The organism is Pseudomonas sp. LBUM1669 (assembly GCF_059695705.1).
Map to the genome: position 1 here is coordinate 3,585,031 of NZ_CP166784.1, position 26,333 is coordinate 3,611,363.

At 59.9% G+C, this 26,333-nt stretch carries 23 protein-coding genes; 9 read left to right on the forward strand and 14 right to left on the reverse strand.

Going from position 1 to position 26,333, the window contains the following annotated elements; all coding sequences use genetic code 11:
• Positions 1 to 740: 740 nt before the first annotated feature.
• The 6 genes from pepN to ACA051_RS16615 are packed head-to-tail and all read right to left on the reverse strand — an operon-like array spanning position 741 to position 7,254.
• The gene (pepN, locus tag ACA051_RS16590) at positions 741 to 3,398 is read right to left on the reverse strand and encodes an aminopeptidase N (RefSeq protein ID WP_497370925.1); all 2,658 of its coding nucleotides are present in this window, start codon (positions 3,396 to 3,398) and stop codon (positions 741 to 743) included.
• A 10-nt stretch (positions 3,399 to 3,408) separates the two neighbouring features.
• Entirely contained in the window at positions 3,409 to 4,239 is an 831-nt protein-coding gene (locus ACA051_RS16595; protein WP_403097309.1) for a DUF2797 domain-containing protein, read from the reverse strand.
• Complete coding sequence (locus ACA051_RS16600; RefSeq protein WP_090183249.1) at positions 4,236 to 4,496, reverse strand: YeaC family protein; 261 nt, start codon at positions 4,494 to 4,496, stop codon at positions 4,236 to 4,238. Before ACA051_RS16600 ends, ACA051_RS16595 begins: the two co-directional genes overlap by 4 nt.
• A 30-nt stretch (positions 4,497 to 4,526) precedes the next feature.
• On the reverse strand, positions 4,527 to 5,396 hold the full coding sequence (locus ACA051_RS16605; protein ID WP_497370927.1) for a rhomboid family intramembrane serine protease: 870 nt from the start codon (positions 5,394 to 5,396) through the stop codon (positions 4,527 to 4,529).
• Positions 5,393 to 6,367, reverse strand: coding sequence for a metallophosphoesterase (locus ACA051_RS16610; protein ID WP_497310609.1), 975 nt, complete (start codon positions 6,365 to 6,367; stop codon positions 5,393 to 5,395). Before ACA051_RS16610 ends, ACA051_RS16605 begins: the two co-directional genes overlap by 4 nt.
• Positions 6,364 to 7,254, reverse strand: coding sequence for an NAD(+) kinase (locus ACA051_RS16615; RefSeq protein WP_010459816.1), 891 nt, complete (start codon positions 7,252 to 7,254; stop codon positions 6,364 to 6,366). Before ACA051_RS16615 ends, ACA051_RS16610 begins: the two co-directional genes overlap by 4 nt.
• A 107-nt stretch (positions 7,255 to 7,361) precedes the next feature.
• On the opposite strand from ACA051_RS16615, the gene ACA051_RS16620 reads away from it, so the two are divergent.
• Positions 7,362 to 8,312: a DUF1853 family protein gene (locus ACA051_RS16620; protein WP_497370929.1), complete on the forward strand. Its 951-nt coding sequence runs from the start codon at positions 7,362 to 7,364 to the stop codon at positions 8,310 to 8,312.
• A gap of 129 nt (positions 8,313 to 8,441) precedes the next feature.
• On the opposite strand, the gene ACA051_RS16625 is transcribed toward ACA051_RS16620, so the two are convergent.
• From ACA051_RS16625 to ACA051_RS16635, 3 genes are all read right to left on the reverse strand, one after another.
• Complete coding sequence (locus ACA051_RS16625; protein WP_497303235.1) at positions 8,442 to 9,725, reverse strand: arsenic transporter; 1,284 nt, start codon at positions 9,723 to 9,725, stop codon at positions 8,442 to 8,444.
• Positions 9,726 to 9,757: 32 nt separating this feature from the next.
• Positions 9,758 to 10,105, reverse strand: coding sequence for a metalloregulator ArsR/SmtB family transcription factor (locus ACA051_RS16630; RefSeq protein ID WP_497303237.1), 348 nt, complete (start codon positions 10,103 to 10,105; stop codon positions 9,758 to 9,760).
• A 275-nt stretch (positions 10,106 to 10,380) separates the two neighbouring features.
• Positions 10,381 to 10,941, reverse strand: coding sequence for an NADPH-dependent FMN reductase (locus tag ACA051_RS16635; RefSeq protein ID WP_497303239.1), 561 nt, complete (start codon positions 10,939 to 10,941; stop codon positions 10,381 to 10,383).
• A gap of 174 nt (positions 10,942 to 11,115) precedes the next feature.
• Here ACA051_RS16635 and ACA051_RS16640 point away from each other — a divergent pair, with 174 nt between their 5' ends.
• Both ACA051_RS16640 and ACA051_RS16645 read left to right on the forward strand, forming a co-directional pair.
• Positions 11,116 to 11,376 (forward strand): hypothetical protein, encoded by a 261-nt coding sequence (locus ACA051_RS16640; protein ID WP_094467661.1) that lies wholly within the window; start codon positions 11,116 to 11,118, stop codon positions 11,374 to 11,376.
• A gap of 88 nt (positions 11,377 to 11,464) precedes the next feature.
• Positions 11,465 to 12,358 (forward strand): LysR family transcriptional regulator, encoded by an 894-nt coding sequence (locus ACA051_RS16645; RefSeq protein WP_497370931.1) that lies wholly within the window; start codon positions 11,465 to 11,467, stop codon positions 12,356 to 12,358.
• On the opposite strand, the gene ACA051_RS16650 is transcribed toward ACA051_RS16645, so the two are convergent.
• The 5 genes from ACA051_RS16650 to ACA051_RS16670 form a co-directional block, all read right to left on the reverse strand.
• A complete protein-coding gene (locus ACA051_RS16650) occupies positions 12,324 to 12,938 on the reverse strand; it encodes a GNAT family N-acetyltransferase (RefSeq protein ID WP_010459805.1) in 615 nt (204 codons plus the stop codon). The genes ACA051_RS16645 and ACA051_RS16650 overlap by 35 nt on opposite strands.
• Positions 12,939 to 12,952: 14 nt before the next feature.
• Complete coding sequence (locus tag ACA051_RS16655) at positions 12,953 to 15,208, reverse strand: Orn/Lys/Arg family decarboxylase (protein ID WP_497370933.1); 2,256 nt, start codon at positions 15,206 to 15,208, stop codon at positions 12,953 to 12,955.
• 341 nt (positions 15,209 to 15,549) lie between these two features.
• Entirely contained in the window at positions 15,550 to 16,308 is a 759-nt protein-coding gene (gene dnaQ / locus ACA051_RS16660) for a DNA polymerase III subunit epsilon (RefSeq protein WP_131062909.1), read from the reverse strand.
• Between the two features lie 233 nt (positions 16,309 to 16,541).
• The gene (rnhA, locus tag ACA051_RS16665; protein ID WP_008028618.1) at positions 16,542 to 16,994 is read right to left on the reverse strand and encodes a ribonuclease HI; all 453 of its coding nucleotides are present in this window, start codon (positions 16,992 to 16,994) and stop codon (positions 16,542 to 16,544) included.
• Between the two features lie 91 nt (positions 16,995 to 17,085).
• The gene (locus ACA051_RS16670) at positions 17,086 to 17,844 is read right to left on the reverse strand and encodes a class I SAM-dependent methyltransferase (RefSeq protein ID WP_497303245.1); all 759 of its coding nucleotides are present in this window, start codon (positions 17,842 to 17,844) and stop codon (positions 17,086 to 17,088) included.
• 65 nt (positions 17,845 to 17,909) lie between these two features.
• Between ACA051_RS16670 and gloB the strand changes: the two genes are divergently transcribed.
• From gloB to ACA051_RS16700, 6 genes are all read left to right on the forward strand, one after another.
• Positions 17,910 to 18,677: a hydroxyacylglutathione hydrolase gene (gene gloB / locus ACA051_RS16675; protein WP_497303247.1), complete on the forward strand. Its 768-nt coding sequence runs from the start codon at positions 17,910 to 17,912 to the stop codon at positions 18,675 to 18,677.
• Positions 18,678 to 18,776: 99 nt separating this feature from the next.
• Positions 18,777 to 20,231, forward strand: a complete 1,455-nt coding sequence (locus ACA051_RS16680; RefSeq protein WP_497370935.1) for a transglycosylase SLT domain-containing protein — start codon at positions 18,777 to 18,779, stop codon at positions 20,229 to 20,231.
• Positions 20,232 to 20,587: 356 nt separating this feature from the next.
• A complete protein-coding gene (locus tag ACA051_RS16685; protein ID WP_497310610.1) occupies positions 20,588 to 22,396 on the forward strand; it encodes an extracellular solute-binding protein in 1,809 nt (602 codons plus the stop codon).
• A complete protein-coding gene (locus ACA051_RS16690; protein WP_497303251.1) occupies positions 22,393 to 24,234 on the forward strand; it encodes an extracellular solute-binding protein in 1,842 nt (613 codons plus the stop codon). The genes ACA051_RS16685 and ACA051_RS16690 overlap by 4 nt, the downstream gene beginning before the upstream one ends.
• 4 nt (positions 24,235 to 24,238) lie before the next feature.
• Positions 24,239 to 25,312 (forward strand): microcin C ABC transporter permease YejB, encoded by a 1,074-nt coding sequence (locus ACA051_RS16695; RefSeq protein WP_497303253.1) that lies wholly within the window; start codon positions 24,239 to 24,241, stop codon positions 25,310 to 25,312.
• A gap of 1 nt (position 25,313) precedes the next feature.
• Complete coding sequence (locus ACA051_RS16700) at positions 25,314 to 26,333, forward strand: ABC transporter permease (RefSeq protein ID WP_010459784.1); 1,020 nt, start codon at positions 25,314 to 25,316, stop codon at positions 26,331 to 26,333.

Consider the following 26,333-nt stretch of genomic DNA (forward strand, 5'->3'; position numbering starts at 1 on the left):
AGGCTCCGCGTTCCCTCGCTACGGTGTCCATCAGGGGGCATCGCCTACGGTCTGCTTCGCGACGACCTCCTCTCGATGTGTGCGGCTTCGCCGCACGGCGCTACGCGCCTAACCCCCTGATGAACACCTACGCTCGGCCTGCCGAAGGGGCGAGAGATCAAGATCAAGATCAAGATCAACGTCAAAAGCCAAAGCCAAAGCCCCCCGGTGTCAGGGTAGTTGTCGTATCTCCGCAAGTACAGGTCGACTACCAAGCCGCCTTCGCAGGCAGGCCAGTTCCCAAAAGGTTTGGTGTACATCTGCAAGGAATTGGTCGGCTGTCAGGCCGCCATCGCGAGCAGGCTCACTCCCACATAAAGCAGATCGGCGTACGGCTTTTGCTTTTCACCACTCATCAGGCCGAGCGTTAGCTCGCCTTCAGCTTTTGATCTTGATCTGCCCGCCCCTTCGGGAGGCTGAGCGGAGGTGTTCATCTGGGGGGTGGGCGCGCAGCGCCGTGCGGCGAAGCCGCACACATCGAGAGGAGGTCGAAGCGAAGCCGACCGGAGGCGATGCCCCCAGATGAATACCGGAACGAAGGAACGCCGAGCCCAGGCGAGGGGCCGGACGCTCGGGGCGAGCGTTTTTTTGCTTACTTTTTTTAGGCGTTTGTAAAAAAATTGAGTCGCCGTAAGGGCGAAACCCTAAGCGGCCGTTACCGCAGGAATGGATATACACCCCCACGGAAACAAGCCCCCAACTCAGGCCAGGCTCTTGCTAACCACCTCAAACACATCGCTGGACAGCTGACCCGAAGCACGAATCCGCTCCAACTCGCCTTTCATCAAAGCCTGACGCGCGTCGTCGTATTTGCGCCAGCGAGTCAGCGGTGCCAATTGGCGAGAAGCGATCTGCGGGTTAAACCCGTTCAACTCGATCACCAGATCCGCCAGGAAGCGATACCCGGAACCGTCCGCCGCATGGAAGTTGATCAGGTTCTGACCGGCAAACGCACCTACCAGCGCCCGCACCTTGTTCGGGTTCTTGATGTTGAACGCCGGGTGCTCCATCAACTGACGAACACGCTCCAGACCACCGGGCAACGTGCTGCCCGCCTGGACACTGAACCACTGATCCATGACCAGCGGATTGTCCTTGAAGTGCTCGGCAAAACTCGCCAGCGCCAAGGCCTTCTGCTCTTCAAACGGCGAGTTGACCAACACCGCCAGCGCCGTCAGGCGTTCGGTCATGTTATCGCTGGTCTCGAATTGTTCCAGCGTCGCCGCCAACACTTCCGGCTTGCCGCTGAGCATCAGGTACGACAACGCGATGTTCTGCAAGGCGCGACGGGCGAAGTGCTCGGCCTCAGCCACATACGGGGTTTTCTTCGATAGATCGCGATTGGCCTGATAACGTAGCCACAACGCCTCGAACAAACCGTCAGCCAGCTGCTTGCGGGCAAACTCGCGAGCGATATGGATGGCATCAACGTCAGCCACTTCGCTGATTTCAGTCAGGTACGCCTCGCCCGGCAGCGAGAGCATTTCTGCAACCATTGCCTGATCCAGCGTCTCGTCGGACAGCACGGTGCGCAGAGCAGAGATCAGACGCTGATCCAACACCAGTTTCTCGCCCTTCTGCTGTTGGGCAATCAGCTCTTGCAACACCTGAACCGACAGTTGCTGACCGGCATCCCAGCGGTTGAAACCGTCACTGTCGTGCTGCATCAGGAACATCAGTTGATCGCGGCTGTACGGGAAGCTCAGTTTCACCGGCGCCGAGAACCCGCGCAGCAACGAAGGCAATGGCTGTTCCGCGATGTCGATGAAGGTGAAGGTCTGCTCGGCTTCGGTCACCGAAATAACCCGCGAGGTGCCTTGAGCACTGGCTTCACCGGAAAGACGCAACGCAATGGCCGCACCTTTCGAATCCAGCAGGCCCAATTCCACAGGAATCACGAACGGCAGCTTTTCAACCTTGTCCGGGGTCGCCGGGCAGCTCTGACGGAAGGTCAGGCTGTAGGTTTTCGCGGCGGCGTCGTAAGACTCGCTCACCGCCAGACGCGGCGTACCGGCCTGGCTGTACCAGCGCTTGAATTGGGTCAGGTCGACACCGTTGGCATCTTCCATGGCTTTGATGAAGTCATCGCAGGTCACGGCCTGGCCGTCATGACGCTCGAAGTACAGGTCGCTGCCTTTGCGGAAGCCTTCGGCGCCGAGCAAGGTGTGGATCATCCCGACCACTTCCGAACCTTTCTCGTACACGGTCAGGGTGTAGAAGTTGGAAATTTCGATGAAGCTGTCGGGGCGCACAGCGTGAGCCATGGGACCTGCGTCTTCAGCGAACTGGTGAGTACGCAGGTAAGCCACGTCCTGGATGCGTTTCACGGTGGCCGAGTTCATGTCGGCGGAGAAGCCCGAATCGCGGAACACGGTGAAGCCTTCCTTGAGCGACAACTGGAACCAGTCGCGGCAGGTCACGCGGTTGCCCGACCAGTTGTGGAAATACTCGTGCGCGACGATCGCTTCGACACGCTGGTGCGCAGCGTCGGTGGCAGTTTCGGCGCGGGCCAGCACGGCGCTGGAGTTGAAGATGTTGAGGCCCTTGTTCTCCATGGCGCCCATGTTGAAGTCGTTGACCGCGACGATCATGAAGATGTCCAGATCGTACTCGCGACCGTAGACCTCTTCGTCCCAGCGCATCGACTTCTTCAGGCTGTTCATGGCGTGCTGGCATTTGTCGATGTTTTCCGGTTCGACGTAAATGCGCAGCGCCACGGAGCGTTCGCTCATGGTGGTGAAGGTGTCTTCGACACACCACAAGTCACCGGCCACCAGCGCGAACAGGTACGCCGGTTTCTTGAACGGATCTTCCCAGGTCGCCCAGTGCCGGCCGTCTTCGCCGGGACCTGAAGCAATCGGATTGCCGTTGGACAGCAACACCGGATAGCTGTGCTGCTCGGCAACGACCGTGGTGGTGAATGTGCTCATCACGTCCGGGCGGTCGAGGTAATAGGTGATCTTGCGGAAGCCTTCGGCCTCGCACTGGGTGCAGAACATCGTGCCGGATTTGTACAAACCTTCCAGGGCGGTGTTGGTTTCCGGGTGGATCTTGACACTGGTATCGATCGTAAAGGTGGTGCTGGTCGGGTGCAGGGTCAGGTGGTTTTCAGTCAACTGGTAGTCAGCGTCGCTCAATTCGTTGTCAGCCAGAGTGACTGACAGCAGCTCAAGTTGCTGGCCATCCAGCACCAGCGGCGGCAGGCCCGGGCCACGCTCGGGATTGCGGCGCATCACCAGTTGCGCATGGACCAGGCTGTGGTCCTCGAACAACTCGAAGGTCAGGTGCGTCTCGTCTATCAGGTACTCGGGCGCCTGATAGTCTTTCAAATAGATCATCTTCGGTTGTTCGGTGCGCATGCTGGAGTCCTTACTGATGCACGGCGAGCTGATAAGCCGTGTATTTACGAATATTGATGACGCCGGTGTCGAAAATCAGGTATTGACCCTTGATCCCCAACAGCGTGCCTTCGGCAATCGGATTCTTGTCCAGGTTGAAGCTGACGATTTTGGCCGGGTATTGCTCGACCGGATAGCGGATTTCGAGGACATCTACATCGGCAATAGTCTGGATCGCTTGTAGGCCGAATCGTTCCTGTAAACCTTGCAAGCCTTCGGCGCAGCTGTCGAACAACTGATCGCGAACCTCGGCCAGGTTCACCGACACCGCGTCGCCCTTGAGTAAAGCACGCCAGTTGGTCTTGTCCGCCACCTGACTGCGGAACAGGTCTTCGACAAACCCCGATTGCTGGCGAGTCGAGACGCGCATGATCGGCAACGCCTGACGGGCGCCCTGGTCGATCCAGCGAGTCGGCAGCTGGGTGGCGCGGGTAATCCCGACTTTCACCCCGGACGAATTCGACAGATACACAATGTGATCGGTCATGCAGAACTTCTCGCCCCACTCCGGCTCACGGCAGGTGCCCGCGTCGTAGTGGCAACGCTCCGGGCTCATGATGCAGAGGTCGCACTGCGCCAGTTTGGTCATGCACGGGTAGCAATACCCCTGGCTGAAACTGGTTTTGGTCTTGCGTCCACAATGGGAACAATGGATCGCCCCCAGGTATTCCAGACGCACCGTGGTGCCGATCAATGGATTGACCGGGACCTCGACGTCATCCAGACGAAACGCGTACTGCACGTCCGGCCCGTCAAGGCGCGCCGACATTTTGCTGATTGCACCACGGCCAATCTCAATCAATGGACGGCATCCGATTTGAACAGGATATTCGGCACGCTGATCGACTTCGAGCTGCATTCCTGCGGGCCCATGTAGCCGGTACGCTCTTCCTCGGGCAGGTTCTGGATTTCCCAGGCGATCATCGCTTGCAACGACAGTTCGCGTTGCTCGGCGGTGAGCTTGCCACCGTCGGACCATTTGCCGATTTCCACCGCCAATTTCAGGCTCTGGTAGATATCGGGGGTGATGTTCTGGATCATTTCGTTAAAAGAGGACATCAAGGGCTCCGCTCTTTAATACATAACTGTTTAGACGGCCAGTTTACGGCGGCTGTACAAACCACCCAACAAACCGGTCAAGCATCCGACGAGCAACCCGCTGACGTGGGCCGCGTTAGCAATTTCACCGAAACCGATCATCGAGACCAGCCCTGACAGGCACAGCACCAGCCACACCAGCATCATCACCAGCACGCCGCGCGGCAGGCGATAAGCCGGGTTCGGCGACAACACCTGAAAAATCCAGCAGTGCCCGAGCAGGCCGTAAAGCACCCCGGACAACCCGCCGAACAGGGTCGGGCCACTGAAAACAAACTGGGCGTAGTTGGACACCAGGCTGAACAGCAAGGTCAGGCCGATCAGGTTGATGCTGCCCTGACGCGACTCGATGCGCCGCCCCAGCTCCCAGTACCACATGCCGTTCATGGCCAGATGCAGGATGCCGAAGTGGATCAGCATCGGCGTCACCAGACGCCACCACTGCCCCGCCGCGAGGCTATCGGCCAATGGCACAAAATGGATGTACTCGCCGACGATGCGGAAATCGAGGAAAGTCAGCCAGCGCAGCGTGTCGAGGTTTTCCCCCAGCAGCGTCACCGCACCGACGATCAGGCTCAATAGCAGCACCAACCCGGTTGCCTTGGCATGCCGCAACTGCTCGACGAAACCAGGCCGCTTAGTGGTTTGCGCGACCGGAATGTCCAGCTGCTGATCAGGGTCGCCCGCCGGAAAACGTTCGTACAAGGAACGGACGTCTTCGCTGATATTGGCCGGCACCCACAGCACTTGTTCGCCCGACTCTTCGCTGACCCGATGCGGCACCTGCATGCGTTGCAGCAGTTTGACGAACCCACTCAAATCCACCGCCAGCGGCAGACGTAAAACGGCAACCGTACTCATTGCAGCACCTCCGGCCGCTCGACATCGACCCAGACAAATTTGTGCGGGTCGAGACGGGTTTCCTGATCCAGGCGATAGGCGACCAGTTTGCCGTAGAGCACCGCGCTGTAATCCAGGCAGGCCAGGTTCGGACGGATTGGTGCCGGTTTTCCGCTGCGCCAGTAGTGGCCGACGAACAACAACGGCTCATCGACGCCATAACGCAGCAAGGTGTTTTTTTCGGTGGACGACAGGGGCGTCTGGGCCACGGGTTCGGGCAAGGCGTCAGGTTGGAACACAATGTCTCCGTAGGTTTGCGGGTCGTCTTCCCAGAATTTGGTGCGGAAAAACGAACGCGTCAGACCATCGCCGCTGGTCATGGTCAGCCCGTGGGGCAGACGCATGTCGGTGCCGCGCAACAAGCGATCGAACACGGTGCAGGCGAAACTGCCGGGCACGGCCGAGGCCTGGAGGAAATGCTCGTCGATGCAACCGTCGGGGAACAGCGCGCGCAGCGGTTCGATCAGGCCGGAATCCCAGCAGGCGTGTACCACGCGAAAGCGTCCGGCATCCACAAACAATGGCAATTCGTAGAACCATTGCTGGAAGTCATGCCAGTCGCCGGGATGATGTTCAAATTGCGTCAGGGTTTCACCGAGCAGGCGCGCATGACGCGGCGTGTGTTCACGCACGAACTGCTTGCCGCTGCCCGGAGGCGCCGGCGTGACCCAGCCAAGGGCGTTGAATTCATGGTTGCCCATGATGCACAGCGCCTGACCGGCCTCGACCATGTCGTGGACGATGTGCAGCGCCTCGCGAATCCGCGGGCCGCGGTCGATGATGTCGCCGACGAACACCGCCATGCGCGACGGATGCCGCCAGACGCCACCTTGCTTGTGGTAACCGAGCCGGTCGAGCAAGTGCTCAAGGGTCAGAGCGCAACCGTGCACGTCACCGATCAGGTCGTAGCTACGCGCGGGATCGAGCATCAGTCGCCTCCACCACCCAAGCGGCTGCCCCAGCCGAGCTTGGTCCGGCAGACCTCATAGTAGTTGTGGTCGAGCGGGTGAATCAGCCGCAGTTTCTGGGCTTTTTTGCTGATGGTGATGGTGTCGCCCGGCGCGCAGGTGAAATGGTTCTGCCCGTCACAGGAGACTTGCGGGTAAATCTGCATATCTTTGGACACGACGATTTTCAGCTCACTGTTGCCATCGACCACAATCGGCCTGCCCGACAAGGTATGGGGGTACATGGGCACAATCACAATAGCGTCGAGCTTGGGATGCATGATCGGCCCGCCCGCCGACAGCGCGTAGGCGGTCGAACCGGTGGGCGTGGCGACGATCAGGCCGTCGGCCTTCTGGCTGCAGACGAACTGGCCGTCGATGTACAACTCGAATTCGATCATCCGCGTCGATTTGCCCGGGTGCAGCACCACGTCGTTCAGCGCGTCGCCCTGGCCGATGGCCTCGGCATGACGGCGGACTTCGGCTTGCAGCAGGAAGCGGTTTTCCACCAGATAGTGGCCGTCGAGCACTTCAGCGACTTTGACTTCCAGTTCGTCCGGGCGAATATCGGTCAGGAAACCGAGGCTGCCGCGGTTGATGCCGAGCACCGGAATATTGTGTCGGGCCAGGGCACGCGCGGCGCCAAGCAGGCTGCCGTCACCGCCGACCACAATCACCATGTCACACACTTCGCCGAGCATCTTGCGGGACGAGGTTTGCAGGCCATGACCGGGCAGGACTTCGGCGATGGTGTCTTCGAGGATCACGTGCAGGTGACGATCAAGCAGAAACCGTTTCAGTCGGCGGACGGTATCCAGCACCTGCGAACTGCCCAGGCGACCGATGATGCCGATATTACGAAATTGCTCCATGGGGTTCCTGCGCGACGGTGAAAAACACGATTATGGGCGAAAGCGCAGGATAGACAAAATCCTTTCAGCCACAAGGGTGTACTCATGTTTAGGGCTATGCTCGCAAGATGATCCTATTTCCCGATTTGCTCCAGTTACCCCACCAGTTACGCCACCCCGAAGTGCGCGACCTGGCCTGGGTCATCCTCGCGCCGCCGATGCTCGACATCACCCCGTGGCCTCAACGCCATCCGCTGGCCGGCAGTGACTGGGTGCAGGCACCTGATCAGCTGGAACGCTGGCTGAAGCAACTCGACCGTGACAGTTATGACCTGCTGCATTGGCTGGCACAGGCCAGGACCCGGCGACTGGGCTTGTATTACGAACGCTTGTGGCAATACGCCGTGCGCCATGCGCCGGGTATCGAGTTGATTGCCGCCAATATGCCGATCCGCCGCGAAGGCCACACCTTGGGCGAGCTGGACATGCTGTTGCGCGATCGCGACGGCGTGCATCACCTGGAACTGGCGATCAAACTCTATCTGGGCCCGCAGAATGGCGACGGACAGGACTCGGCGCAGTGGCTCGGGCCGGGTTGTCATGATCGACTGGACCGCAAACTGGCACATCTGACGCAGCACCAACTGCCGATTTCCGCCCGCCCCGAGAGTCGCGAGGTGCTGGCGGCGCTGGATGTTCAACAGTTCAGCGCACATCTGTGGCTGGGCGGTTATCTGCTGTATCCGTGGCCAGGAGAAGCCGAGCCACCCCACGGTGCGCATCCGCAGCACCTGCGCGGCAGCTGGCTGCATCAGAAGGATTGGGCGGATTTTGTCGTGCAGCGTCCGTTCGGTCGCTGGCAACCCCTGCCCCGCCATGCCTGGCTGGCGCCGGCGCATTACCCGGCGGAACAGACCTGGAACATCGAGCAACTAGCGGCATGGCTCAGTGATCTGGAGCCTTTGGCCCCGGCGCAATTGATGGTTCGACTGATCGAGAATGCGCAGGGGGATTGGGAGGAAGCGGAGCGATTGTTTCTGGTCGCGGACCTTTGGCCGAATGTGGCGGGCAGTGGCTAAGATTTGTAGTGCCTGGACTGGCCCCTTCGCGGGCAAGCCTCGCTCCTACAGGTTTTGTGTCGTTCGCCGAATTTGCATTCGACATAAATCTGTAGGAGCGAGGCTTGCCCGCGAAGAGGCCACCCCGTTCTAAATGGATAACCGCAACGCCAAAGCCGCCAACGTCACCAACAAAACCGGTACCGTCAACACCACCCCGACCTTGAAGTAATACCCCCAGCCAATCCGGATATTCTTGCGCTGCAGCACATGCAGCCACAACAACGTCGCCAGACTGCCAATCGGCGTGATCTTCGGCCCCAGGTCGCTGCCAATGACGTTGGCATAAATCATCGCTTCCTTCACCGCCCCCGTGGCCTGGCTGGCATCGATCGACAGCAAACCAATCAACACCGTCGGCAAGTTGTTCATCATCGACGACAACAGCGCCGTCAGCACGCCCGTGCCCATGGCTGCGCCCCAAATGCCGTAGTTTGCGAACCCGTCCAGCCACCCCGCCAGATACCCGGTGAGCCCGGCATTGCGCAGGCCATACACCACCAGATACATGCCCAGCGAGAAAATCACGATCTGCCACGGCGCTTCTTTCATCACCTTGCGCGTGGAAATCTTGTGGCCACGGGCGGCGATGGCCAGCAGCAACGCGGCACAGACGGCGGAAATGGCGCTGATCGGAATGCCCAGCGGCTCAAGGGCGAAGCACCCAATCAACAGTATGGCCAGCACTGCCCAACCGGCATAAAACGTCGCCTTGTCATGGATCGCCGTCGACGGATGTTCCAGTTGTTCGGGGTCGTAATCCTTGGGGATGTCGCGACGGAAAAACCACATCAGCATCGCCAGCGTAGCGGCGACACTGACGAAGTTGACCGGAATCATCACCGCCGCATAGCGGTTGAACGTGATGTTGAAGAAGTCCGCCGAAACGATGTTCACCAGGTTCGACACCACCAACGGCAGGCTCGCGGTGTCGGCGATGAAACCGGCGCCCATCACAAACGCCAACGTCGCCGCCGGGGAAAAGCGCAACGCCAGCAGCATGGAAATCACAATCGGCGTGAGAATCAGCGCCGCGCCGTCATTGGCAAACAACGCCGACACCAGCGCCCCGAGCAGCACCATATAAGCGAAGAGTTTGCGCCCGCTGCCCTTTCCCCAACGGGCCACATGCAGCGCAGCCCAGGCAAAGAACCCCGCCTCGTCCAGCAGCAGACTGATGATGATCAGCGCCACGAAGGTGCCCGTGGCGTTCCAGATGATCTGCCACACAATCGGGATATCAGCCAGGTGCACCACCCCAAAAATCAGCGCCAGCACTGCGCCGAATGTTGCACTCCAGCCTACGCCCAGGCCTTTGGGTTGCCAGATCACCAGGGTGATGGTCAGCAGGAAAATCAGCGACGCTACAAGCATGCGGAACAGCCTTCAAAAAACAATCGGGGGGATTAGCAACAGCGAGCCGGGCGATCAGCCATTGCCTGCAAACGGTCGACATCAGCGGCCAGCCAGCCAGCGTGATCAGCCAGTGCACCTTGCAACAGCGTGATGACCCACGGCGACAATTGCGGGTGCAGGCGATAAAAGACCCACTGCCCCTGACGGCGGTCTGCCAGCAGACCATTGCTGCGCAATTGCGCCAGATGACGGGAGATCTTTGGCTGGCTGAGGTTCAGCCCGGCCGTCAATTCACACACGCACAACTCGCCTTCGCGAGCGATCAACAGTGCGATGCGGCTGCGGGTGTCATCGGCCAAGGCCTTGAAAATATCGACGGGGCTACGGGAACTGGACATGCGGGAACACGCCTCTGGACAAACGAGGCGTGAATATATGGAATTTCGAATATGCAGTAAAGCAAAGACTGAATAACCTGACTTCAGTATCAGCTGACGAGCAACGCCCTGTAGCGAGGGGATTTATCCCCGTTCGGCTGCGAAGCAGTCGTAAACCTGAACGCACGGTCTATCTGATGCACCGCGTTGCTTGATTTCGCGACTGCTTCGCAGCCGAACGGGGATAAATCCCCTCGCCACAAGGCAGCTGCTACAAGGGATGTCCTGCGTTTAGGTCACACCTTCTTATGCTGCTCGACCCATTTGCCATACGCATTGATGAAGCTCTGCAAGAACGGCTTCACCGACTCGGACAATTTACCCGCCTCATCGAACGCCGAACCGGCACCTCCCAGATAGGCCTCCGGTTGCTGCATGCACGGTACATCCAGAAACACCATCGACTGACGCAAGTGATGGTTGGCCCCAAACCCGCCGACAGCGCCCGGCGAAACGCTGATCACCGCCCCTGGCTTGCCGCTCCAGGCGCTCTTGCCATACGGACGCGATCCCACATCGATCGCGTTCTTCAGCGGCGCCGGCACCGAGCGGTTGTATTCAGGGGTAACGAACAGCACTGCGTCGGATGAACTCACTTGTTGTCGGAAAGTGCTGTAGGCTGCCGGCGGTAAAGCTCCATCGATGTCTTCGTTGTAGAGCGGCAGATCGCCGATTTCGACGATAGTGAGCTTGAGATTGGCAGGCGCCAGGTCGGCCAGAGCCAGCGCCACCTTGCGGTTGATCGATTCCTTTCTCAAGCTGCCGACCAGTACGGCGATCGTGTAGACGTTGCTCATGGAAGACTCTCGACTGTTCGATGGAAAGACTTGTAGTTATAGATGACGATTCACCCAGTGGGCTGTTGAATTTACCGCCCCTGACTATTTTTTTCCTGTAGGAAAACTTACTTCGCTTAACCACGGTCTACAGAACCGCAAATTGAGTGATTTATCTCCAGAGGTTCTAAGCAGATGGCAGCAGTACTCGTCGGTCAGTTCCATGCAAGAGACGCGGAAGGCCGCGTTTATTCCGTGCATGAGTTCCAGGAATCCACCCCCTCGCATGACGGCCTCACTGGCTCGGCGCCTGTGACCACCTACAAACTGGCCATTGGCGATCGCGTCAATAAGCTCGACGACAACCAGTTTTTGCTGGTGCAATCGAACATCACCATCGTGCGCGAGCCCGACACCTATGTCGGCAGCCGGCCGGAAATCACCACCGCCTCATAACCCCGCGTTATGAGCAGAAGTCATATGCGCGCACTTGAGTTAGGATTCAGTCACTGACTCCCTCACCTGCTGAACATGGACTTCACGCATGCGTTTACGTCATATCGAAGTGATCCACGCGCTCTTGCAGACCGGTCACCTGGGCACCGCCGCCGAATGGCTGCAGTTGCCGGTGGCCGAGGTCGAAGGCATTTTGCGCGACGCCGAGGATCAGTTGGGTTTCATGCTGTTTTCCAGCGTGCGTGGACGTCTGCAGGCTACGCGCGAGGCGCGGGAGCTTCAGGTTGAAATCGCCCACGTCTACGACGCGCTTGAGCCGGTCCAGCGCCTGGCCAGCAGCCTCAAGCAATATCAGGCGCACCCGCTGCGCATCATCTGCACCCCGCCGTTGGCCCAACAGTTATTGCCCCACAGCATCGCCGCCCTGCGCCGACGCCTTCCCGATGCGCCTTGCACCCTGCTGAGCCAACCCACCCGCGAGATCGTCAGAAGCCTGCTGCTACGCGAAAGCGATCTGGGGCTGAGCCTGCACGATCCCGACCACGCTGACATTCATTGCCAGGTGATTGCCCAAGGCAAACTCCAGCTGTTGGCGCCCCATGGCTGGCTGCAACCCAAACAGAAGTATATTTCGTTGCAAGATCTGGCCGGCCAGTCGATGGTTGGTCTGGAAGGTCATGATCCGCTGAGCCCGGCGCTCGACAACAAACTGCATGCCTTGCGCCCTGCCCCGGTCATCCAGACACGGGTGCAGACTCATCAGATGATGCGCAGCATGGTCGAGGCCGGAGAAGGCCTGGCGATTGTCGACCCGTTTACCGCCCTCGGTGCCAAATCGAGCGGCCTGGATGTCTGCCCGCTGGCACCTGCGGTGCCGATCAGCCTCTACGCCCTGACCCTGAAAAACGGCGAGCCCATGCCGGCCGTTCAGGTGCTGCTGGACATCCTCACGGAACAAGCCGTGGCGATGTTGTCGAGCTGAGCGGGTTTTCCAGCGGATTATCGAACAGGCGATACCAGAACAGTGCGACTTCAGCCGTGTTCGGGTCGATGCCGCGATAACGCAGATGATCGATCCCGCCTATCACGAAACCACAGCGCTCATAGAGTCGGCAGGCCCCCAGATTGTTGTTCTGGGTTTCGAGCATGATGCCCGGCAACTTCTTCTTGCGACTCCAGAACTGCGCCACGTCCAGCAACGCCTTGGCCACACCGTGACGGCGCGCCGGCGCATGCACGGCCAACTCGTCGATATGGGCAAAGCCGTTCCAGTTGGTGCTGACCACCAGATGGCCGACGGGCTCATCATCGAGATAGGCCATGAACACCGCACTGTCGGCGGCATCGCGGAAACTGCTGAACTCCTCGGGATCAATGCCGTAGCACTTTCGATAAGGAGTGATCGGCGTCACCCGCCACTGCTCCACCGGTTTGCCGATTTCGGCTGCGCCATAGGCCGCGACTTCAAAACTGAAATCGCTGCCCCAGATATAGGGCGCGAAACCCTCATCGGCGACACGCACCGAGAGGCCTGGGTATTTGGGATTCATGATCGGTTGCATGCTGGGAAAGGTCCTCATTCCTTGATGCAATCAACGGTGTAATGCCGTCCATTGCCCTCGTCTTCGTGTTGCAATCCGTGCACATCAACGACAAACCCGGGGAAGCTGCTGTCGAACGTGCGAGCAAACGACAGGTAATCGATGATCGACCGGGTCGACTCGGTGAACCGCTCGCCCGGCATGATCAACGGGATGCCGGGTGGATACGGCACAAGCATCACCGCGGCAATTCGCCCCTCCAGGGCATCGATCGACACCGCTTCCACTTCACCCCGCACCAAATGATCATAGGCGTCAGCCGGCTTCATGGCGATTTCCGGCAGCACGGTGTACATGCGTTTGAGGTGTTTGGCCGTGGCATTGCTGCGATAACAGGCGTGCAGTTGATCGCACAAATCCCGCAACCCCATGCCCTGATAACGTGCGACGTTCTGTTGCGCCACACAGGGGAGGCACGCAGCCAGACTGACGTTGGCGTCGTAACTGCGCTTGAACTCCAGCAACTCGGTCAGCAGCGTGCTCCATTTACCCTTGGTGATGCCCATCGAGAACAGCACCAGGAATGAATACAGGCCGGTCTTCTCGACCACCAACCCTCGCTCCCAAAGGAACTTGCTGACCACCGCCGCCGGAATCCCGCGCTCGCTCAGTGCACCACCCGCGGTCAGGCCAGGCATGACCAGCGTGACCTTGATCGGGTCGAGCAACACGTAGTCGTCGGTCACACCACCGAAGCCATGCCAGTCTGCGTCAGGTTGCAACAACCAGTCTTCGGTGACCACACGCTCGATGCCTTCCACCGAGGGCGGCTGCCAGATGGAGAACCACCAGTCATCCGCGGCAATGTGCTGGCGCAGATTGGCCAGGGCCCGACGAAAACTCAGCGCCTCGTCGAACATTTCCTGCAACAGCGATCGCCCGGCCGGGCCTTCCATCATTGCCGATGCGACGTCCAGCGAGGCGATGATGCTGTACTGCGGCGACGTCGAGATGTGCATCATGAACGCTTCATTGAAGCGGTCGCGGTCCAGTTGCCGCGCGCCGCCGTCCTGGACATGAATCATCGAGGCCTGGCTGAACGCGGCCAGCAGTTTGTGCGTGGAATGCGTGGTGAACACCAGCGGGCTGTGTTCGCCACGGGACGTGCCCATGCCGTACCGGCCGGCGAAAAACTCGTGGAACGCCGCGTAGGCATACCAGGCCTCGTCGAAATGCAGGACCTCGACGCTGTTACCCAGGTTTTGCTTGATCAGTTCGGCGTTGTAGCAGAGGCCGTCGTAGGTCGAATTGGTCACCACGGCCAACTTGACCTTGGGCTCACGGCCCTGGGTCAGCGGGCTGGCGTCGATCTTCGCCTGAATCGATTCGCGGCTGAATTCGCTCAGCGGAATCGGACCGATGATCCCCAGCTCATTGCGCTCCGGGCACAGGTACAACGGGATCGCGCCGGTCATGATGATCGAGTGCAGCACCGACTTGTGACAGTTGCGGTCCACCAGCACCAGGTCATCGCGAGCGACCATCGAATGCCAGACGATCTTGTTGGCGGTCGAGGTGCCATTGATCACGAAAAAGGTGTGATCGGCGCCGAAATTGCGCGCGGCCCTGGCTTCCGCCTCGGCCAGCGGGCCGGTGTGGTCGAGCAAGGAGCCCAATTCCGGCACCGATACCGACAAATCCGAGCGCTGGGTGTTCTCCCCGAAAAACTGGTGAAACGCCTGCCCCACCGGGCTTTTGTGATAGGCCACACCGCCGCCATGACCTGGTGTGTGCCAGGAATAATTGGAATCGGCAGTGTGTTGCACCAGCGCCTTGAAAAACGGCGGGAGCAAACCATCCAGGTATTTACGGGCCGCCCGGGCCACTTGCCGCGCCAGAAAGGGCACGGTGTCTTCAAACAGATAGAGAATGCCGCGCAGTTGATTGAGCTCGGCCATGGCATCGGCCGGGGCGTTTTCCAGCGTGACCTGTTCGCCCAGCGCAAAGATCGGCAAGTCCGGCGCACGCACACGCGCCAGACCGATCAATTCAGCCATATTGTGTAACAAATGCGAATGGGCGCTGGCGTCTTCTGCGGCAATCAACATGCAGGAGAGGCCGTGATGGGTCGAAGCGACCAGCCGCCCTTCGGTGTAATCCACCGCCGAAACGATGCTGAAGCCTTCCTGCTCCAGTTCCCGGGCGATGCCACGCACGCGGTCACCGGCGACGGTGTCGGCCTTGATGTCGCGGTGCACGATCAAGACCGGGAATTTCAAATCTTTATACATGAGGCTCAGTGTCCTGAGGCTGCAGACCGTGGCCTGCCAATATGCTCAGGGTAGAGGGTTGAAGCGGATGTGGCGAGCGTCGATGCCCTGAAGCGGGTCAATGAGTGCACCATCATGTGGCCATCAACCCCCAACTGAAATGGAGACGTTGAGCTTGGCGGCGCCCTGCAGGTAGGTTGCTCCGCAGTTACCTGTGTAGCGCACCTTGTAGCAGCTGCCGAGCTGCGCGAGGCTGCGGCCTCGCGCAGCTCGGCAGCTGCTACAGGCCGTGTGCACGGTTCTCAACAAATGACCTGTGGCACACCCCCTCGCCACAAAAGCCGTGTCACATCAGATTGCGCTCAAGCCTGCGCCTTGGCCTCGACCAATTGCTGCCACAGCGACGGAGCGCCGGCGGACTTGGCGATGGCTTCCAGGCGTGCCACGTGCCGGGCCAGGTCATCTTCGCTGGCGGGGATGATCCGGGTCGGCTGGCGATCGGCCGGCAAGCGGCGGATTTCCGTGGCGGAGTTGTCCGCTCCTTCGCCGGAACCGTTGCCATCGGACGCATTACCGGCCAGCGACAGGCTGGTCTGGCCGCCGGTCATGGTCAGGTAAACGTCGGCGAGGATCTCGGAGTCGAGCAAGGCGCCGTGGAGTTCACGGCCGGAGTTGTCGACGCCATAACGTTTGCACAACGCATCAAGGCTGTTGCGCTGCCCCGGGTGACGTCCCCGGGCCATCATCAGAGTGTCGAGGATCGAGCAGTGTTGCGTGATGTCCGCACGGTCGTGCTGGCCCATCAGTGCGAATTCGTTGTTGATGAAGCCAACGTCGAACGCTGCGTTATGGATGATCAGCTGCGCGCCCTTGATGAATTCGAAAAACTCATCGGCCACTTCAGTGAAACGCGGTTTGCCCACCAGGAATTCGTTGGTGATACCGTGGACGCCGATGGCACCTTCGTCACTCTCGCGATCCGGTTGCAGGTAAACGTGGAAATGCCGGCCTGTCAGGCGCCGACCGATCAACTCGACACAACCGATTTCGATAATCCGGTGGCCGTCGGTCACCGGCATGCCGGTGGTTTCGGTATCGAGTACAACGGATCTGGTGGCCATCAGTGCTCAGCTCTCAACGGGTCAATCGTGCAAAAGCGGCGATGTTAACACGCTCGCTGGATCCGGCGCGCGTGCCGCCAAGTGAGCGGCGCTCATGCAGCTTTCAGCAATCATTAGCAATGTTTATAAAGCCTGGATGCAGATAGCCAGACCAAAACTGGCGACCGCCATCCTGATACTGTGAGGTCCTGTGAGAGCGAGCCCGCTCGCTCTCACAAAGGTTCAGCGCTGAGTCAGGCCTGCTTGTACCCGCGCACTTCATCCACACCACGGTTGGCCAGTTGGTCCGCCCGTTCGTTGCCATGGTGGCCGATGTGCCCGCGCACCCATTTCCAAGTGACGTTGTGGCGGTTGACCTGCTCGTCCAGCAGTTTCCACAAGTCAGCGTTTTTGACCGGTTCCTTCGCCGCCGTTTTCCAGCCGCGCTTCTTCCAGTTGTCCATCCACTCGTTGATGCCTTTCATCACATACTGGGAGTCGGTCACCAGCAGCACGTCGCAGGAACGCTTGAGTTCTTCCAGGCCGCGAATCGCGCCCATCAGCTCCATGCGGTTGTTGGTGGTGTTGGCTTCGCCGCCCCACAGTTCCTTTTCAACGCCTTTGCACACCAGCAACGCGCCCCAACCGCCAGGGCCAGGGTTGCCTTTGCAGGCGCCGTCGGTGAAGAGTTCTACGCTATCGCTCATGCCAATCTATCCAGAAAATGCGGTGGCTCGCCAATCAGTGACCGACGATGCCCGAGGCCGGGGCAAACCCGGCCGGGAAATAAAGAGTGTGTTACGGCTCGATGTTACGACGGTTGACCTTGGCCATCGGCAATGGAATCAGCTTGCCCATCGGTTCGCGCCGCTCCTGACGGACGGGTCGCAGGCCCACCACGATCTTGCGCGCCACCAATAAATAGAAGCCGCCACCCGACAGTTGCCAGTCACCGGCCTTGCGCTCCCAACCGGCCAGACGAGCCTGCCAGGCGGGTGAAGCAAGCGGCGGACGATAGCACCCGAAGCGGCGTTTCTCCAGCGCGAAGCCCAGCAGATTCAGCCAGTCGCCCACTCGCGAGGGCGAGATGCAGCGCGCCTTGCGCAAGCCGTCGTGAGCGAACACATGGCGCAAGCCCCAGCTGCTCCAGGGGTTGATCCCGATGATCAGCAAATGCCCGCCGGGCCGCACGCTGCTCGCCGCTTCACGCAGTAAGCCGTGGGGCGACAGGCAGAAATCCAGACCGTGCTGCATCACCACCACATCAGCGGCATGCTCGCTCAACGGCCACGCCTGCTCTTCGCAGACGATCTCGACCCCCGGCAACGGCGCGCCAAGTCGCACATTGCGCTGAACCTGGGGTGCCGACGGCGGCGTCTGGGCCGACGGGCCGTAATGCACCAGATAGCCACCGAAGAAGCGGCCCAGCTCGTCTTCGAGCATGCGCCGCTCTTCGTCCAGCAGAAATTGCCCGATCGGGCCGGACAGCCATTCACGGGCCGCGCTGATCAACGTCAGCCACTCAGGATCGGCCTGAGCGAACGCTTTATCGGTCATTGCATTCTCCAACGCGCCAGGAAGTTCTAAGATGCGCCATTGCTTTCAGCTTGGCGAATCCGACGATGATACAGATCAGTGCCCTGCCCGCCTTCACCGACAACTACATTTGGTTGTTACAAGACCACAACACCCAGCGCTGCGCCGTGGTCGATCCGGGTGATGCCGCGCCCGTGCAAGCCTGGCTGGCGGCGCATCCGGGCTGGGTATTGAGCGATATCCTGATCACTCACCATCATCATGATCATGTCGGCGGCGTCGAGCAGCTGAAAAAAGCGACAGACGCGAAAGTCTGCGGCCCGGCCAGCGAAACCATTCCGGCGCGGGACGTGGCGCTCAAGGACAACGACCGTGTCAGCGTGCTGGGCTGGGACTTCGACGTCTTCGCCGTCCCCGGACACACCCTGGGACATATTGCCTATTACCATCATGGCCTGCTGTTCTGCGGCGATACCCTTTTTGCCGCCGGTTGCGGGCGCCTGTTCGAAGGCACGCCAGAACAAATGCACACCTCGCTGAGCCGCCTCGCTGCCCTGCCCGAAGATACACTGGTCTACTGCACGCATGAATACACCCTGAGCAACCTGAAATTTGCCGTAGCGGTCGAACCGGGCAATCGGGACACCGCCGCACGTCTGGAAAAAGTCACCGCGCAACGTGCAGCCGGAATCATGACGCTGCCCTCTACTTTGGCGCTTGAAAAGCTGACTAACCCGTTTTTGCGTGTCGACGAAACATCCGTTAAAGAAAAAGTGGACGAACGGAATGGAACCCAAAACCGGGCTCCGAGTGCGGTTTTTGCTGTACTTCGGGCTTGGAAAGATAAGTTCTAAGTAGCCGCCCCGTTGGTACAAAAATTCTGAATGGTTGACCGCAGAGGGTACGCTTTCTAGAATCGCCCGACATTTTTGCCCGGAACTTACTTCCAGCCAATGTCGTCATCTATTCGTAAAGCCATCAATTCAGACGCATTGACCCGCCTGGCTCAAGCCATCGCGGTGGCTGTGTCCGCCACTCTGGCGGGCTGTTCCAGCCATGTGCCGCAGACCGAAGCGACACACACTCCGAACATCGCCGCTCGCGCCAAGCAGAAACCTATCTGGCTCAGCGAAAAGCCGACTCCACAAATTCCACAGGATGTCTGGGAGCGCATGCGCCAGGGCTTCCAGTTGCAGGACAACCTGGGCGTCAACCCGCGCATCGAGCAACAGCGGCTGTGGTTCGCCAGCAACCCGTCCTTCCTCGAAAACGCCGGCGAACGCGGCAGCCTCTACATTCATTACATCGTCGAACGCCTTGAAGAACGCAACATGCCGCTGGAGCTGGCGCTGCTGCCAGTGATTGAAAGCGCCTACAACCCGATGGCCTATTCCCGGGCCAATGCGGTGGGCCTTTGGCAATTCATTCCTTCCACCGGCCGTTACTTCAACCTGCGTCAGACCCGCTTCTATGATGGCCGTCGCGACATCACCGCCTCGACCACCGCGGCCATGGATTACCTGACCCGTCTGCACGACATGTTCAACGGTGACTGGCTGCTGGCCCTGGCGGCCTACAACGCCGGTGAAGGTACGGTCAGCCGTGCCATCGAGCGCAACGAGAAACTCGGTCTGCCGACCGATTACTGGAACCTGCCACTGCCAGCCGAAACCCAGGCTTACGTGCCGAAGCTGCTAGCCCTGTCCCAGGTGGTACTGGCCCCCGAAGCCTACGGCGTGAACCTCAACCCGATCGCCAACGAACCGTATTTCCAGGTCGTCGAAATCAACCAGCGCATGGACCTGTCCAAGGTTGCCGCGGTGGCCAACATCGACGAAGACGAGTTGTTCCAGCTCAACCCGGCCTTCAAACAGCGCACCACCATCGACGGCCCCCAGCATTTGCTGGTGCCAACGTCCAAGGCACAGTTGCTGACTGCCAGCCTCTCGACCATGCGTCCTGAAGAGTTGATCAGCAAGAAGCCGCTCAAGCCGGTCTTCGAAGGTGCCGATGAATCCGAAGTCGCCAGCCTCAAACGTGCCTACCGTGTCAAACGCGGCGACAACCTGGCCGCCATCGCCAAGGCCAACAAGGTCGACGTCAAGGACCTGCAGCGCTGGAACAAGATGAGCGGCAAGAACCTCAAGGTCGGCCAGACCCTGGTCATGCAGGACACCACCAAACGCAGCGGCGGTCGCGTCAACACCGTCGTGGCGGCGAACAGCAAGACCAACAGCAAAGCCGACAAACAGAAGCCGCAGACCCAATACAAGGTCAAGCAAGGCGACTCGTTGTACATCGTCGCCAAGCGCTTCAACGTTGAAATGCAGCACCTCAAGCGCTGGAACCCGCGTGTCGGTCAGGCTCTCAAACCTGGTCAGTTGTTGACGGTTTCTTCGCCACGCTAAAAACGAGCCCCTGATTTCAGGGGCTTTTTTTGGCCAGCAGTTTGAGGACTACTGCACTTGTTAAGTACTACCCAGGGGCTTTTGTGGCGAGTGGGCTTGCCCCCGTTTGACTGCGCAGCAGTCGCAAACCCTGCGAATGCGGTTGATCTGAGAGGATGTAAGGGGCCGCTTCGCGACCCAACGGGGGCAAGCCCCCTCGCCACAGGTTCTGCGATGCACAGGGCTATAGCGTCAGCCGTTAACAACGCATTAAGCCCCCGTCTTTTTCCAGTCGATACAAGCTGTTACTGTACGGCCCACAAAGCCCAAGCCGCCTGGATCGGATCTCTGACTTGAAGCGCCCCCTCCTCCTCTTCCTGATCAGCCTGGCCTTGAGCTCCTCCGCAAGCGCGACGATCAGCGAAAGCCATGGTTATGCGCAGTTCGGCACGCTCAAGTACCCGGCCAGATTTACCCACTTCGACTGGGTCAACCCGCAAGCGCCCAAGGGCGGTACGTTGCGAGTGATGGCGTTTGGCACCTTCGATACGCTCAATCCTTACACGTTCAAGGGTTCAAGCCCGGTTTCCACCGCCAATTTCCTGCAATACGGCATCAACGAGCTCAACGAACCGTTGATGGTCGGCACCGGCCAGTACGCGCCGTCCGGTGATGAGCCGACCTCCAGTTATGGCCTGATCGCCCAATCGGTGGAGTACAGCGAAGACCGCAGCTGGGTGGTGTTCAACCTGCGTCCAGAAGCGCGATTCCACGACGGCACGCCGATTACCGCCTATGACGTGGCGTTCTCCTACCGTTTGCTGCTCAAGGACGGTCATCCGCAGTACCGCACCAGCCTTCAGGAAGTGTTGCGGGTCGACATCCTCAACCCGCGGCGCATCCGCTTCGTCTTCAAGCGCGCCGGCAATTCGTTGCAGATCCTGCGCCTGGGTGAGTTGCCGGTGTTGCCGCAGCATTACTGGAAAGGTCGTGATTTCAAGGCCACCACCTTCGAACCACCACTGGGCAGCGGGCCGTACCGCATTACGTCGGTAACCCCCGGACGCCAGCTTATTTTCGAACGGGTCAAGGATTACTGGGGCAAGGACCTGCCCGTCAATCGCGGCAAATACAACGTTGACCGCATGGAAGTCGAGTTCTACCGCGACAGCGATGTGGCCTTCGAAGCCTTCAAGGCCGGCGAATTCGACATCTACATCGAGCACCAGGCGAAGAACTGGGACAACGGTTACAACTTCCCGGCCGTGCGCCGCGGCGACGTGATCAAGGCGCAGATCCCGCACCAGATCCCTACCCAGACCCAGGGCCTGTTCATGAACAGCCGGCGCCCGGCTTTCGCCGAGAGCAAGGTCCGGGAAGCGCTGGGGCTGATGTTCGACTTCGAGTGGACCAACCGCACCCTGTTCAGCGGCGCTTACAAACGCGCCATGAGTTACTACCCCAACAGCGAATTCTCCGCGACGGGCCTGCCGGTCGGTCACGAATGGCTGATGCTCAAGCCGTATCGCGAGCAACTGCCCGCCAAGCTCTTCACCGAGCCGTTCAGCCTGCCCAGGACCGAAGGTCGCGGCATTCCCCGGGAAACCATGCGAAAGGCCCTGGCGCTGCTCGCCGAGGCCGGCTGGAAGCTCAATGGGCAACGGATCGAGAACGCCAAGGGCCAGCCGCTCAAGCTCGAGATCCTGCTGGTCAACCCGAACCTGGAACGCATCCTTCAGCCTTACGTCGAAAACCTCGCCAGCATTGGCATCGACGCCCGGCTGCGCACGGTCGATCGCGCTCAGTACAAACAACGCCTGGATCAGTTCGATTTCGACATGATCCTGATGACGCTTAACCAGACCCTCAGCCCGGGCCTGGAGCAATGGCAGTATTTCCATTCCAGCCAGGTCGGGGTCAAGGGCAGTAAAAACTACGCCGGCATCGCCAACCCGGTGGTGGATCACCTGCTCGAACAATTGCTCGCCGCGCAAACCCGCGACGAACAAGTGGCCGCCGGCAAAGCCCTGGATCGAGTCTTGCTGTGGCAGCACTACATCATTCCCAACTGGTACCTTAATTATCACCGCCTGGCCTACCGCAACCGGTTCGCCTTCGTCACCACGCCGCCCTACACCCTGGGCCTGTCCGCGTGGTGGCTGAAATCTTCGGAGAAGGATCGATGAAACCCCTAAGCGCCCTGCTCTTGCAGGCCAGCGGTCTGCTGTTCGCCGGACTGGCCTGCGCCGCTCCGCAACATGCCGTGACCCTGTACAACGAGCCGCCTAAATACCCGGCCGACTTCAAGCATTTCGACTACGTGAACCCCGACGCACCCAAGGGCGGGAACTTTCGCCAGGCAGGGTTCGGCGGCTTCGACAGCCTCAACCCGTTCATCAGCAAAGGCGTACCGGCCGACGACATCGGCATGATCTACGACACCCTGGCCAAACAGGGGCTGGACGAACCCTTCACTGAATACGGGCTGGTCGCCGGCAAGATCGAGAAAGCCCCGGACAACAGCTGGGTGCGCTTTTATCTGCGTCCCGAAGCGCGCTTCCACGACGGTCATCCGATGCGCGCCGAAGACGTGGTGTTCAGCTTCCAGACCCTGACCAAGGACGGCGCCCCGCTCTATCGCGGTTACTACAGCGATGTCGAAGAGGCGGTCGCCGAAGACCCGCTTACCGTGCTGTTCAAGTTCAAGCACACCAACAACCGTGAACTGCCACTGATCCTCGGCCAGTTGCCAGTGTTGCCCAAGCACTGGTGGGCGAACCGCGACTTCAACAAGGGCAACCTTGAAATGCCATTGGGCAGCGGCCCCTACAAGGTGACCGAAGTGAAGGCCGGGCGCTCGATACGCTACGAGCGGGTCAAGGATTACTGGGGCAAGGACCTGCCGGCCAACCGTGGTTTCTACAATTTCGACGTGATGACCACCGATTACTACCGTGACAACACCGTCGCGCTGGAAGCCCTCAAGGCCGGGCAGTTCGACTATTGGGCGGAAATGTCCGCGAAAAACTGGGCCAACGCCTACAACACTCCAGCCGTCACCGAAGGCCGATTGATCAAGGAACAGATCCCCAACGGCAACCCCACCGGCATGCAAGGCTTTGTGTTCAACCTGCGCCGCCCGGTGTTCCAAGATGTACGCGTGCGTCAGGCGCTGACATTGCTGCTGGACTTCGAGTGGACCAACAAGCAACTGTTCAACGGTGCCTATGTGCGCACCCGCAGCTTCTTCGAAAACTCGGAAATGGCCGCGACCGGTCTGCCCGACGCCGCTCAACTGGCGATCCTCGACCCGTTCCGGGGCAAGATCCCCGAGCAGGTGTTCAGCGAAGCGTTCCAGAACCCGATGACCGACGCCAGCGGCATGATCCGCACCCAGCAGCGCGAGGCTTACCAATTGCTGCAAGAGGCCGGCTGGCGGATCGTCGACGACAAGATGGTCGACACCAATGGCAAACCGGTGACCATCGAGTTCCTGTTGGCCCAGACCGAATTCGAACGCGTGCTGCTGCCGTTCAAGCGCAACCTCAGCGACCTGGGTATTGACCTGGTGATCCGCCGGGTCGATGTCTCGCAGTACATCAACCGCGTGCGTTCACGGGACTTCGACATGATCGTCGGCAGCTTCCCGCAGTCCAACTCGCCGGGCAACGAACAGCGCGAGTTCTGGATGTCCGCCGCGGCCGACAAACCTGGCAGCCGCAATTCGATGGGCCTCAAGGACCCGGTAGTCGATCAACTGGTCGAGCAGCTGATCAACGCCGATTCGCGCAAAAGTCTGGTGGCCCATGCACGAGCGCTGGACCGCGTGCTGCAATGGGGCTATTACGTGATCCCCAACTGGCACATCAAAACCTGGCGCGTGGCGTACTGGAACCACATCGGCCATCCGAAAATCTCCCCCAAGTACGACATCGGCATTAACACCTGGTGGGTCAAGCCCGATGCCAAACCTGCGGTAGAAGTCGAAACCAAACTGCAAGCCGACCCTGCGGGCACGGAGTAATCAGATGCTGGCGTATATTTTTCGGCGACTGCTGCTGATCATCCCGACCTTGCTCGGCATTTTGCTGATCAACTTCGTGATCATCCAGGCCGCCCCCGGCGGGCCGGTGGAGCAGATGATCGCCAAGCTCGAAGGCTTCGAAGGCGCCACCAGCCGCATTGCCGGCGGCGGTGCCGAAGTCTCGGTGGCGGGCTCCGCCTATCGCGGCGCCCAGGGCCTGGACCCGATGCTGGTCAAGGAAATCGAGCACATGTACGGCTTCGACAAATCGGCGCCGGAACGCTTGTGGATCATGATCAAGAACTACGCCACCCTGGATTTCGGCGACAGTTTCTTCCGCGACGCCAAGGTCATCGACCTGATCAAGGAAAAGATGCCGGTGTCGATCTCGCTCGGGTTGTGGAGCACGCTGATCATGTACCTGGTGTCGATCCCGCTGGGGATCGCCAAGGCGACGCGACATGGCAGCCACTTCGATGTCTGGACCAGCTCGTTGATCATCGTCGGTTATGCGATCCCGGCGTTTCTGTTCGCCATCCTGCTGATCGTGGTGTTTGCCGGCGGCAGCTATCTGGACTGGTTCCCGCTCAGGGGGCTGACTTCAAACAACTTCGATGAACTGAGCACCGCCGGCAAGATCCTCGATTACTTCTGGCATCTGGCATTGCCGGTGACCGCGCTGGTGATCGGCAACTTCGCGACCATGACGCTGCTGACCAAAAACAGCTTCCTCGACGAAATCAACAAGCAGTACGTGGTCACCGCCAAGGCCAAGGGCCTGACCAATCACCGTGTGCTTTACGGTCATGTGTTCCGCAATGCGATGCTGCTGGTGATCGCCGGCTTCCCGTCGGCGTTTATCGGGATCTTCTTCACCGGCTCGCTGCTGGTGGAAGTGATCTTCTCCCTGGACGGTCTCGGTTTGATGAGTTTCGAAGCGGCGATCAACCGCGATTACCCGGTGGTGTTCGGCACACTGTTTATCTTCACATTGCTGGGGCTGGTGGTGAAACTGATTGGCGATTTGACGTACACCTTTGTCGATCCGCGCATCGACTTCGAAAGCCGGGAGCATTGAGATGAATTTGTCCCCGCTCAATCGCCGGCGCTTCGAACTGTTCAAGGCCAACAAGCGTGGCTGGTGGTCGCTGTGGCTGTTTCTGGTGCTGTTCGGCCTGAGTCTCGGTGCAGAGCTGATCGCCAACGACAAACCGCTGGTGGTGCATTACGACAATGGTTGGTATTTCCCGGCGCTCAAGCGCTACCCGGAAACCGCGTTCGGCGGCGAATTCCCACTGGAGGCCAACTACAAGAGCCCGTACATCCGCGAATTGCTCAAGGCCAAAGACGCCTGGGTGCTGTGGGCGCCGATTCCCTACAGCTACCAAAGCATCAACTACGACCTGAAAGTCCCGGCGCCGGCGCCACCTTCGGCCGACAACCTGCTGGGCACCGACGACCAGGGCCGCGATGTGTTGGCGCGGGTGATTTACGGCTTCCGCATTTCGGTGCTGTTTGCGTTGACCCTGACCATTCTCAGCTCGATCATCGGCGTGATTGCCGGGGCCTTGCAGGGGTTCTATGGCGGCTGGGTGGATCTGGCCGGGCAGCGTTTCCTGGAGATCTGGTCTGGGCTGCCGGTCCTGTATTTGCTGATCATCCTCGCCAGTTTCGTGCAGCCGAACTTCTGGTGGTTGCTGGGGATCATGCTGCTGTTCTCGTGGATGAGCCTGGTGGACGTGGTGCGCGCCGAGTTCCTGCGCGGGCGTAACCTGGAATATGTGCGCGCGGCCCGGGCACTGGGGATGCAGAATGGCGCGATCATGTTCCGTCACATCCTGCCCAACGCCATGGTTTCGACCATGACCTTCATGCCGTTCATTTTGACCGGCGCCATCGGCACCCTGACCGCGCTCGACTTCCTGGGCTTCGGTTTGCCGCCGGGCGCGCCGTCGTTGGGTGAACTGGTGGCCCAGGGCAAATCCAACCTGCAAGCGCCGTGGCTGGGCATGAGCGCGTTTGCCGTGCTGGCCCTGATGTTGAGTTTGCTGGTGTTTATCGGCGAGTCCGCTCGCGATGCCTTCGACCCGAGGAAGTGA